The 11274-nt window shown below is 44.7% G+C and carries 11 protein-coding genes; 8 read left to right on the top strand and 3 right to left on the bottom strand.

Annotation, left to right across the window (positions count from 1 at the left end; all coding sequences use genetic code 11):
* Nucleotides 1-170: 170 nt before the first annotated feature.
* Nucleotides 171-1172 (bottom strand): phosphate ABC transporter substrate-binding protein PstS, encoded by a 1002-nt coding sequence (gene pstS / locus WB308_RS08860; RefSeq protein ID WP_424190896.1) that lies wholly within the window; start codon nucleotides 1170-1172, stop codon nucleotides 171-173.
* 145 nt (nucleotides 1173-1317) lie between these two features.
* Between pstS and WB308_RS08855 the strand changes: the two genes are divergently transcribed.
* The 7 genes from WB308_RS08855 to pstB all read left to right on the top strand — a co-directional run bounded on the left by WB308_RS08855 (nucleotide 1318) and on the right by pstB (nucleotide 8108).
* The gene (locus WB308_RS08855) at nucleotides 1318-1986 is read left to right on the top strand and encodes a phosphate signaling complex PhoU family protein (protein ID WP_424190895.1); all 669 of its coding nucleotides are present in this window, start codon (nucleotides 1318-1320) and stop codon (nucleotides 1984-1986) included.
* Nucleotides 1987-2039: 53 nt separating this feature from the next.
* Nucleotides 2040-2714 carry a response regulator transcription factor gene (locus WB308_RS08850; RefSeq protein ID WP_424190894.1) on the top strand — a complete coding sequence of 225 codons (675 nt, stop codon included), beginning with the start codon at nucleotides 2040-2042 and terminating at the stop codon, nucleotides 2712-2714.
* Nucleotides 2708-4120, top strand: a complete 1413-nt coding sequence (locus WB308_RS08845; RefSeq protein WP_424190893.1) for a sensor histidine kinase — start codon at nucleotides 2708-2710, stop codon at nucleotides 4118-4120. The genes WB308_RS08850 and WB308_RS08845 overlap by 7 nt, the downstream gene beginning before the upstream one ends.
* The gene (locus WB308_RS08840; RefSeq protein ID WP_424190892.1) at nucleotides 4117-5505 is read left to right on the top strand and encodes a CCA tRNA nucleotidyltransferase; all 1389 of its coding nucleotides are present in this window, start codon (nucleotides 4117-4119) and stop codon (nucleotides 5503-5505) included. The genes WB308_RS08845 and WB308_RS08840 overlap by 4 nt, the downstream gene beginning before the upstream one ends.
* Nucleotides 5506-5627: 122 nt before the next feature.
* Nucleotides 5628-6479 (top strand): phosphate ABC transporter permease subunit PstC, encoded by an 852-nt coding sequence (gene pstC / locus WB308_RS08835; protein ID WP_424190891.1) that lies wholly within the window; start codon nucleotides 5628-5630, stop codon nucleotides 6477-6479.
* Nucleotides 6476-7318, top strand: coding sequence for a phosphate ABC transporter permease PstA (gene pstA / locus WB308_RS08830; RefSeq protein WP_424190890.1), 843 nt, complete (start codon nucleotides 6476-6478; stop codon nucleotides 7316-7318). The genes pstC and pstA overlap by 4 nt, the downstream gene beginning before the upstream one ends.
* A 4-nt stretch (nucleotides 7319-7322) precedes the next feature.
* Entirely contained in the window at nucleotides 7323-8108 is a 786-nt protein-coding gene (pstB, locus tag WB308_RS08825; protein WP_424190889.1) for a phosphate ABC transporter ATP-binding protein PstB, read from the top strand.
* 70 nt (nucleotides 8109-8178) lie between these two features.
* Here pstB and WB308_RS08820 read toward each other — a convergent pair whose 3' ends face one another.
* On the bottom strand, nucleotides 8179-8898 hold the full coding sequence (locus WB308_RS08820) for a hypothetical protein (protein WP_424190888.1): 720 nt from the start codon (nucleotides 8896-8898) through the stop codon (nucleotides 8179-8181).
* Nucleotides 8899-9027: 129 nt separating this feature from the next.
* Between WB308_RS08820 and WB308_RS08815 the strand changes: the two genes are divergently transcribed.
* Complete coding sequence (locus WB308_RS08815; RefSeq protein WP_424190887.1) at nucleotides 9028-10794, top strand: GGDEF domain-containing protein; 1767 nt, start codon at nucleotides 9028-9030, stop codon at nucleotides 10792-10794.
* Between the two features lie 36 nt (nucleotides 10795-10830).
* Here the strand turns inward: WB308_RS08815 and queF are convergent, their stop codons facing one another.
* Entirely contained in the window at nucleotides 10831-11220 is a 390-nt protein-coding gene (queF, locus tag WB308_RS08810) for a preQ(1) synthase (RefSeq protein WP_424190886.1), read from the bottom strand.
* Nucleotides 11221-11274: the final 54 nt, after the last annotated feature.

Here is an 11274-nt window from a genome sequence, read left to right as displayed (position 1 = left end):
AAACGGGGAAATTTTAAAACCGAAAACACTCACCTAAACGCATACGCAAGGGAAGGTGAGCAAAACTTAAGGATTTGAAGAAGAAGTGAGAATGAACGTGCCCTGAGGCACTTTTAAACACACAAAATGGGCTTAAAAGTACCCACCCCAAAGGGGAAGGAAAGAAAAATTTATTTGGTTTCTGCCCAGTATTCGCGAACAAGGTTTGTTGTTTCCACCGGAAGTGGGATATAGCCGAGTTTTTCAGCCGCGCTGTCACCTTTTTTGAATGCATAGTCAAAGAATTGAATAACCTGTGCATTGGTTTCCGCTTTCTCTTTTGGCAAAAGGATATACGTAGCCGCTACGATAGGATAAGCAGTGTCCCCTTTTTGAGATACCAATGAACCGTAAAAGTGTTCAGATTTTTTCCATGATGCTTGTTTAACCGCTGACATAAAGTTTGCTTTAGTAGCCGTTACCCATTTACCGCTTGCCGTTTGCAAGGTAGCGGCTGCAAGGTTGTTTTTCTCTTTATAGGCGTTTTCGATGTATCCGATAGAGTAAGGGGTTTGTTTGATAAGGTTGGTTACCCCTTCATTCCCTTTTCCGCCGACACCGGTTGCCCAGCCGATTGCTTTACCGATACCGAATTTGCTTTTCCACATTTTAGATGAATCGCTCAAGAAATCGGTAAATACATACGTAGTCCCTGACCCGTCTGAACGGTGAGCCACGATGATTTTTTCAGCCGGCAATTTAACGCCCGCGTTGTCCGCAGCGATAGCAGGATCGTTCCACATAGTGATTTTACCGGCGAAGATATCGGCTACAACACTGTTTTTGAGTTTCAATTTTTCATCCGCTACACCCGGAAGGTTATGCGCTACAACGATCGAACCGATAACGGCAGGAAACTGAGTCAATTTTGCTTTATCCAACTCTTTTGGAGTCATCGGAGCATCGGTTGCACCGAAATCGACAACACGCTCAGAGATTTGTTTGATCCCTCCGCCTGAACCGATTGCTTGGTAGTTCACACGTGTTTTAGTCGCTTTTTGGTAGTTGTAAGCCCAGTCGTAATAACATGGGGCTGGGAAGGTCGCACCTGCGCCGCTGATTTTGTCGGCTGCGATCATCGAAGTTGCCGCGATCGCCGCGATAACCAAACCTTGTGTAGCTTTTTTAAACATACTGGAATCCTTTTGGAATTTTTGATGACGGTATTGTAGAAGCTTCGGGTAACAATATGATTACAATGAGAAAAATTTCTTTGTAATCTCACGGTTATAAACCATTGCTATAATCGCGCACCATTATTTAATCAAAGGCACACCAATGCTACCACGTTATGAAAACAAATTAAACGAAATCCGCGGAATGATCTCTGTTATGCTCTCTCAAATCATCCAATCGAGCGAAGAGACCCTCCAGGCATTTGAAACCAACGACTTGGATCTCTACGAAACCTCTCGCAGCTACATCAAAAACATTCAAGTCGATGCCAATAAAATCGATAACGAAATCATCAAAACCTTTGCCCTCTTCGGTCCGGAAGCGGATGAATTGCGACTGTTGGTGGCGTATCTGAAAATGACCAATGAAATCGACCGTATCGGTGACGGTCTCAAAAAATACAGCAAACGTCTCCATGACCACTGTATGGGGGGATGTGACATGTCTGTTTTGACCAATGCCATTATTCAGCTGCACAAAACAACAATTCATGCGTTACAATACATCACTGAATGTTTAAATACGATGGAGACATGTGACGCGGATGATGTTTATCGTAAAGTAATGGTCGAAGAGTCTAAAAATGACGATCTTTTCTCCATTATGGAAAAAGAACTTCTTACCCTCATTATCAACGCGGATGAACTCGCGGTTGAATACGTCAATGTCTTAGGAACGTTGCGCAAATTGGAGCGGATCGGTGACCGCACGGTCAATATCGCCTCTCTTATGCTTTATGCACAAAAAGGCGGCGAATTGCACCTTCATTAATACGCGATTAGACTATTGTGTATAAATTTAACTCTATATCGAAGAGGTTAGCAGTGGATACCCTGATACTGATTGTCGAAGATGAACAGGATATTTTGGAACTGATGGAATACCATCTTGGAAAAGAGGGGTTTGAAACCATCGGCTTTCTCAATACCAAACATGTCGTTGATGCTCTTGAAGAGGAGAAAATAGATCTCATTTTAATGGATCGGAATCTCCCCGGTGCCGAGGGGAGCGAGTTCATCGAATCACTCCGTAAACGGGGGATTCAAACCCCCGTCATTTTTGTCAGTGCCAAACACAAAGACGAAGAGATCGAACAGGGATTTGAGCGAGGAGGGGACGACTACATCACCAAGCCTTTCAGTATGAAAGAGCTGGTGTTGCGAGTCAAAGCGGTCCTGCGCCGTACGAAAAAACACTCCATAGATGGAAACCTCACCTATCGCGATGTTACCCTCCATCTCGCTTCGCGCACCGTACAGATCGATGGAACATCCGTAGAACTTACCAAACTCGAGTTTGATCTCCTCCATACCCTCATCACGAACCAGAATATCGTATTGGATCGGGATTATCTCCTCGAACACGTCTGGGGAAGTGATGAGGTGTACCAAGACCGTACGGTCAATGTCGCCATCAACCGCCTCAAAGAAAAAATTGACCCCGATAAAACAAAAGAGTATATCAAAACGGTACGGGGAGTCGGATACACCCTGTGTTAAGAATTCATCAACTTTTTTTCCTCAATATTTTAGGACTTTTTGTTGCCGCGCTTTTGGGTGCCTCCCTAATCAGCTATTTCACCCTCAAATCGATGATCATTCACGACGGTGAAGAGCGGCTGAAAGAAAATATCAACCTCTTGGAACCTCTCCTCTCCACAACCAATGACTTTGACCGTTTTGTGGCACAGGTGGCAGGAAAAACCTTTTTGCGGGTAACTATTATTGCTGAGAATGGGGATGTGATTGCCGAAAGCGATGCCGATAAACGTGCAATGGAAAACCATTCCGGACGTCTTGAAGTGATGCATGCGATGAGCGCACCTTATGGAGTGGCTGTCCGTTATTCCAATACAGTTAAAACCGATTTTATCTATGTCGCCCGCCAAATCACTACTCCTGAACGGGTATTTTACATCCGCCTGGCGATGAGTTTAGAGAGTGTCATGGACCATTTTTATGGATTATGGCTCCAGCTGGTAGGGGCATTTAGTGTTTTGATCGTTATCGCCCTCGCGATCGCTTACAACATCTCCCAAAAAACACGTTACGATATTCTCCAGATCACCCATTATTTAGACCAGATTTCGGCAAAAAACTATCGGGCTGTCCTCAAACCCGAATATTTCCGCGAATTTTTGCAAATCTCGATCATGCTCAAAAACCTGGTCAAGAAACTCCATAACCGCGACAAACAAAAGCGCAAACACACCGCCAAGCTCCGCCTCATCAACAAACAGCAAAACGATGTTCTCTCAGCGATAAGCCATGAATTTAAAAACCCGATTGCCGCCATCATGGGATACGCCGAAACCCTTCATGACGATCTGAGTCTTGACCCAAAAATTCGTGAAAAATTTTCAGGCAAAATCCTCGCGAACACCCATCGTATCACCCTGATGCTCGATCGTCTTGCCCTTTCGGTAAAACTTGAGAACAATGACCTCTCTATCAAACCCTCATCGTTTGAACTTTCCGAGGTATGTCGTGAGTCCATTTCCATTTTACAGGCTAAATATCCTGCTCGTTTGATTCGCTATAACGGAGCTTCTAAAACCGTATTTGCCGATAAAACGATGATCGAACTGATCATCACCAACCTCGTTGACAACGCCCTCAAATATTCCGAAGAAGAGGTAATGGTTACCCTAACCGAGAGCACCCTCTCCGTTAGTGACAAAGGGATCGGAATCGCTCCGGCAGAACTGGATAAAATCACCTCTAAATTTTATCGCGTCCAAAAAAACCGCTGGGACAACTCAATGGGGCTGGGACTCTCTATCGTCACCTACATCCTCAAACTCCACGATACGATGCTCCATATCGAGAGTACGCTCGGGGTCGGTTCAACGTTTAGTTTCTCACTCGAAAATTTGATCCAAAAAAACAAGCTAACCAAAAAATGATCCCCCTTTCCCCTCCTCTGATACGACTGATAGAACATCTCTCCTCCCATGGGATCAAACCTGTCCTTGTTGGAGGATTTGTCCGTGATACGTTCACAGGACACCTCACCCATGATATTGATATCGAACTCTACGGCGTAACATCGATTGAGTCGCTCGAAACCCTCCTAACCCCGTTTGGCAAACTGGGACTCTACGGCAAAAGCTTCGGGGTACTTAAACTCTCGTATGGGGAATACTCGATTGATTTTTCCCCACCCAGAACCGAATCCAAGCATGGATTCGGGCATAAGGGATTTGAGATGGTGTGGTTTAACTCTCTTGATTTTACCGAAGCCGCCCGACGACGTGATTTTACGATCAATGCCATCGGGTATGATCCCCTTACCCAGACGCTATTAGACCCGTTTGGAGGAGTCGATGATTTAAAAAACAAACGACTCCGATGTGTCGATCCGCACACCTTTGTCGATGATCCGCTGAGAGTGTTGCGAGCAGTACAGTTTGCCGCCCGATATGAGCTAACCTGTGATCAAGAACTGTTAGTTCTGTGCCGTAAGATGATTGCGGAGGGTGCCTTTGATGAGCTCCCGAAAGAGCGGATTTTTGAGGAGTTCAAAAAACTTCTCCTCCAAAGCACCCACCCCTCGATAGGGATGGAACTGCTGAGAGAAATGGGGGGGCTGCGTTTTTTTGCCCCCCTCGATCGGTTTGAGGATACCCCTCAAGAGAGAACATCTCATCCCGAGGGATCCGTTTGGATCCATACCCTTATGGCGATCGATACAATGGCATCCATGCGTACCGGCGAATGGCAAAAGGACATGGCACTGTTGTTAGCCGTGTTATTGCACGATATCGGCAAACCCGATACCACCATCATCGAAAACGGAATCCTCAATGCCCCGAAACATGCCGGAATGGGGGTCGAAATCGCTCAAGTATGGCTCAATCGGATCACCGAGGACAAAGCCCTTGTCGCCCGGATTCTCCCTCTGATTCGTTACCATGGACAACCTCGAAAACTGTATCAAGCAAAGGCTAATGATCGCGAGATTCTCAATCTCAGTACACACGTGTGTATTGACGATTTGATTTTGGTTGCCAAAGCCGATTTTTTCGGACGCGCTTTTAACGGTGAAAAACCGAAACGTTACGAAGCAGGCGAATGGCTCCGGGAGCGTGCCGATGCATTGGGTGTCTTGTTTGAGCCACCATCCCCTCTGCTGATGGGACGTGATCTGATCGGATTGGGGCTAACACCGTCCGAGAAGTTTAAAACGATACTGGAAAATGCCTATAATGCCCAACTCGATCAGGAATTCAATACCCATGATCAGGCACTTAAATGGCTAAATTTTTGCCTCAAAAGTGACAAGCTTTAGAGCCATAGCGGCAAGTGTAGACAAAGGGATTTTATCCCTTTGGCGTTCAAAATAATCTTTTGGTAACAGTGTTGTAATCATTATGTAATAAAATTGCCTATATTTTTTAGGCAAGGCTTGGCATGATTGATAAAATCTTCTTAAACATGACCCGCACCAGCGCACTGCTGATCCTTTTCATCGTTGCATGGATATTCGTGGTTCTTTTTGACCACTCCATTGAAGCGATGCAGACGTTTGGACTCGATTTCATTACCAAAGATGAATGGGCGCCGAATCTTGAGAAGTTTGGTGCCTATGCGGCCATTTTCGGCTCGGTCGCTTCCACCTTTTTGGCGATGCTTTTGGCGATTCCTGTTGCGATCGGTGTAGCGATCTTTTTGAGCGAAATCGCTCATGATAAAATCAAAGGGTTCTTCGGTGTCAGCGTCGAGCTCCTCGCCGCTATCCCTTCGGTTATTTACGGTATGTGGGGCCTGTTTTTCTTCGTTCCGATCTTACGTGACCTTTTTGGAGGGATGGGGATTGGGCTCCTCGCTGCCGGAATCGTTTTGGCCATCATGATTTTGCCGTTTATGGCAGCCGTTACCCGTGATGCGATGAACACCACTCCCGATATCCTCAAAGAATCCGCCTACGCCCTCGGCGGAACCCAATGGGACGTTATCAAAGACATTATCATCCCTTACGCAAAAGCAGGGATTATCGGTTCATTGATCCTCGCCCTCGGACGGGCAATCGGTGAAACGATGGCCGTTACCTTTGTTATGGGGAATGTTCACCACACCCCAAGCTCGATCATGGATCCGACGACGTCGATTCCGGTAACACTTGCCAACGAATTTACCGAAGCGGACAGTTCACTCTATTTTTCCAGCTTATTCGGATTGGCGTTGACATTGCTCATAATGAGTTTCGTCGTTATCGCCGTTGCGAAATTTTACTTTTTACGTAAAGTGAGGAAAGGACAATGACCGCAATCCAAAAACGGATCATCATCAATAAAATCGCCTTAATCCTTTCAACGTTGAGCGCGGTAATCGCCCTCGCCTTTTTGTTTTGGATTCTCGGTGTTCTCATGATGAAAGGGGTCGATGCCCTGAACTGGAACATTTTTATCTTCGAAGGCTCCCCTCCGGGATATGCGGAAAGCGGTCTTAAACACGCCCTTGTCGGTCAACTGATCCTTGTAGGGCTGGCAACATTCATAGGGGTTCCTCTGGGAATCATGGCGGGGACCTACCTGAGCGAATACGGCAAGAATTCCAAACTCGCCCATACGATTCGTGATATTTCGGATATTATGATGTCGGCGCCTTCAATCGTTATCGGAGCATTTGTCTATGCCGTCATCGTTATGCCGATGGGGCATTTCAGCGCATGGGCAGGGGCCATTGCCCTCGCAATCATTATGATTCCGGTTATTTTGCGCACCACCGACGATATGCTTCAACTGGTACCGGGAACGCTTCGTGAAGCGGCGTTTGCTCTGGGTGCTCCAAAGTACAAAGTGATTATCGATGTTGTGTATCGCGGCGCTAAAGCGGGGATTTTAACGGGGGTACTTCTCGGGATTGCCCGTGTCGGAGGAGAGACGGCACCCCTGCTATTTACCTCATTTAATGACAACTTTTTCACGACCGATTTGAACGAAGCGATGCCTTCACTGACGGTGACGATGTTTAACTATGCAATCAGTCCGTATGATGACTGGCAACAGCTGGGATGGGCGGCAGCCTTTATCCTCTCAATGTTTATTTTAGGTCTCAATATTGTGGGACGGCTTATTTTATTAATGGGAAAAAGGAAATAACCTTATGGCAAGTATTATCGATATCAAAGAAGAGTGCGCACTTCAAGTCCGTAATTTTGAGTTTACCTATAAAGGTGCACCCGCTCCAAGTTTGAAAAAAGTATCCATGCCGATCGCCAAAAATGCGGTAACGGCACTTATCGGGCCATCCGGTTGCGGAAAAACCACCCTTTTACGCTCATTTAACCGAATGCATGATTTGTATCCGGGCAATACCTACAACGGAGAGATCGAGTTCGAAGGGCGCAATATCCTCGGAGCAAAAGAAGATTTGATCCACTTGCGTACCAAAATCGGGATGATTTTCCAAAAACCGACGGCATTTCCCATGTCCATTTTCGATAACGTGGCCTATGGTATGCGTCTTCAGGGGATTAAAAACAAAACCGAGCTGCGTGACCGTGTCGAAAAAGCACTCCAAGATGCGGCTCTTTGGAAAGAGGTAAGCGACCGTCTTAAAAATGATGCCAACGGTCTATCCGGCGGTCAGCAGCAGCGGTTGTGTATCGCACGTGCTATCGCAGTAGAACCCGAAGTATTGCTTTTCGATGAACCGACATCCGCACTTGACCCGATTTCAACGCAGGGAATCGAAAAACTGGTCATCGAGCTCAAAGAACGGGTAAGTATCATCATCGTTACTCACAACATGCAGCAAGCGGCACGTGTCAGTGATTACACAGGATTTATGTATCTGGGCGAACTTATTGAGCTGGGACACACCGAAGAACTCTTCGTCACCCCGAGAGAAAAACTCACCCAAGAGTATATCACCGGTAAGTTCGGGTGATAGATCGTCATGCTCTAAAGAGGACAAGAACCTCTTTAAGTTCCTCTGTGTATCTCCTATCGTTCCTCTTTTACAGTTTCGGAAGAAGCTGCAACTCTGTTTTAATCGCATAACTGTTTTCACGCAAACGATGAACCCTCTCTATTCCCGCCACAGTGTAGAAAGATTCTACGGTTTTGAAATAGTGGCTATGATTTTCGATATAGGCGAAAAGCGGCTCCTCAATAGTAGTGTCGAGGTAAAGTTCCGTAATCATTTTTTTCATACCGGAAACCATCTCAAGATATTTTTGCTCGTTTTCAAGAGATGGTTCTTTCATATATTCCAACCGTTTTTTGTTAAGCTTCGTATTCGCAGCTATCAGTTCATTTAAACCGATTTGTTCAAGTGAACGGATAAACTCTGCTTCCTTTTCCTGTTCAAAAGTATCGTATATTTTAAGTTTTTGCAGATAAGGGGCACTTGCTTGAGCGATTTGGGAACTGTCCTGGATATACTGATCAATCAATCCTTCCACTTTATTTACACTTAGCCCCTGTTCTTCATATTTCACCAGGGTCGTTTCGAGCGCATCTAATGATTTTTGGAGGGTTGGAATTGATTTGTCATCTCCATGGCGGATGATTTGACGGAGCGAATTCTGGCTCAGGGTAAAAAGTTCCTCCGGATTTTGGGAAAGCACCTGTGCGGATGGAGTTGAGGGTTGTTGCGATGTGGAATAGGTACCTATCCAAACCAATCCTGTAGCTGCCAGCAAACCGACAGGTAAAAGCAAAAACATTTTTTTCATTTTTAATCTCCAGGGGTGTAAAGTTTTCCGCAATATAGAATAAGGCGGTTACAAAGAAATTACACCTTGTTGTTTCAGCAGCACTTTTATGTAATCTGTTTGCAATGTGAGCAACTTATACTTATAAGTATGGAACCACTGCACCCTTTTTATGAACGATATTTTGATGTTTTGGACATCGCTTTTCAGCCTATAGTCGATATCCATTCGGGAATTACCTTTGCTGTAGAAGCACTTTTACGCGGTACGGATGTACTGGGGTATGTGAGTATCGCATCTTTTTTTGACCATCTGTATGACAACAATATTCTCTATACGTTTGATCTTCGTTTACGCGAAAAAGTGATCGAAAAATTTTGTATGATAGAGGGGTATGAGCACCTCAAACTTTTTTACAATTTGGATAATCGCGTTTTGGAAATGACCGATTTTTCAAAAGGAAATACGTTTCGTATCCTCAAACGCTACGGTCTGGATCATAAAAGTATTGTTTTTGAACTTTCAGAGCAGAATGAAATCACCAATATTGACCATTTTAGCCGTCTAATGCACCATTACAGTGACGAGGGATTTTGCATTGCCATTGACGATTTCGGTATCGGGCAGTCCGGATATAAGCTTCTCTATCACTGCTCCCCTAATATTATTAAAATCGACCGTTTTTTCTTGAGTTCGATTGATAAAGATCCTAAAAAGAAGCTTTTGGCACGTAATATGGTCAAATTGGCAACACTGATAGGGTCCAGAGTAGTTGCCGAGGGGGTAGAGACCGATCGAGAACTTTTTGTCTGTAAAGAGATCGGTGCCCACATGGTACAGGGATATTTTGTTCAGCATCCGACGATCGATACCAGCAAAATCATTGCTCGTTATCCTCATGTCGTAGGGACGACCGTGAGGGAAGAGCGATTAAAAGGGGAACAAAGTATTATTCTAAAGCGGCTGGAACCTCTTAAACCGATCGTCATCGGTGATTCTGTGGAATCATTGTTGGATTTGCTCAAAGCCGATGATAAACTTTTTTTAGTACCTATCGTCGATTCCGCCTCGTATCCGAAAGGGATAATACATGAACACCGGCTTAAATCGGTTATTTATTCCCCCTTCGGAAGATCCTTAATTCAAAATCGCTCTTCCAATCTTTCCGTTTTAGATACCTACATCGAACCGATTCCGGTTGTAGATGTCGCCATGCCTTTAGAAACCATTATTGAACTCTTTTCGCTCTCACCCAATGCTCCCGGAGTCTTAGTTACCGAATCATCCCGCTATATCGGTTATCTAAGTGCACGGGAATTGATCGAAGTCGTACATGAACGCCATCTTATCTCCGCCCGTGATGAGAATCCGCTGACCCGATTACCGGGAAATTTTAGGATTAACGAGTACATTGCCCATACTCTGGATAATCGCGAAGAGGCCGTTGTCGTTTATTTTGATTTCGACCATTTTAAACCCTATAATGATCATTACGGATTTCGTAACGGGGATCGGGTAATTTTACTTTTTACAGAACTTATGCACAAATGTCTCCCGCTTGAGTACTTTAAAGGGCACATTGGAGGCGATGATTTTTTCATGGGGGCGCTCTTGCACGGTACCGTCACCTTTGAATCGGTATGCACCCATATCGAGACATTGATACAAAAATTTATTGAAGAAGTACGTGATTTTTATGATGCAAAAGACCGCGAACGGGGATACATCCTCTCCGAAGATAGAGAGGGAAATATCAAAGAGTTTAAACTTCTTGCCGTAAGTGCAGTGATTATCCGAATCGGGAGCGGTTCAACCCTTCTCACGGGAGAACATTTGCAACAGTTGTTTGCTCAACAGAAAAAAAAGGCAAAAAAATCACCCACGCATATGAGTATCGTCCATACGGAAGAGATATAAATATTCTCCCGTAGTGTGAATGATCTGAATTTTTCTCTATTTCTCTTTCACCATTTTTTCGCTGTCGATCTCAACGACGGTATGAACATTCCCTCTCGGATAATAGTCTGCAACAACTTTTAAGCGCTTAGGAGCAATTTTTGACTCGAAAGTGCTGTAGATCTCATTCGCACTGTTTTCGTGCGAAATATGGCGGTTTCTGAATGAATTAATATACAGTTTGATCGCTTTGAGTTCTGCCACCCATTTGTCCGGCGTATATTCGACGTAAATCGTTGCAAAATCGGGATATCCGCTGCGAGGACACAAACAGGTAAATTCCGGTAACGTTACTTTAATCACATAATCACGCTCATGTTGATTCGGCCATATTTCGAAATCTTTTTCGATATCGAAATTTTCTACGATTTGTTCTCCATATTTCATGGTTTACCTTCTTTATTTTATTTTAACTGCCAAAGAAACACCATCCCTTTGGTT

The sequence above is a fragment of the Sulfuricurvum sp. genome (genome assembly GCF_049587615.1).
GTDB lineage: Bacteria > Campylobacterota > Campylobacteria > Campylobacterales > Sulfurimonadaceae > Sulfuricurvum.
Note: the sequence above shows the minus strand (reverse complement) of the source record. Positions and strands in the feature narration are given on the sequence as shown.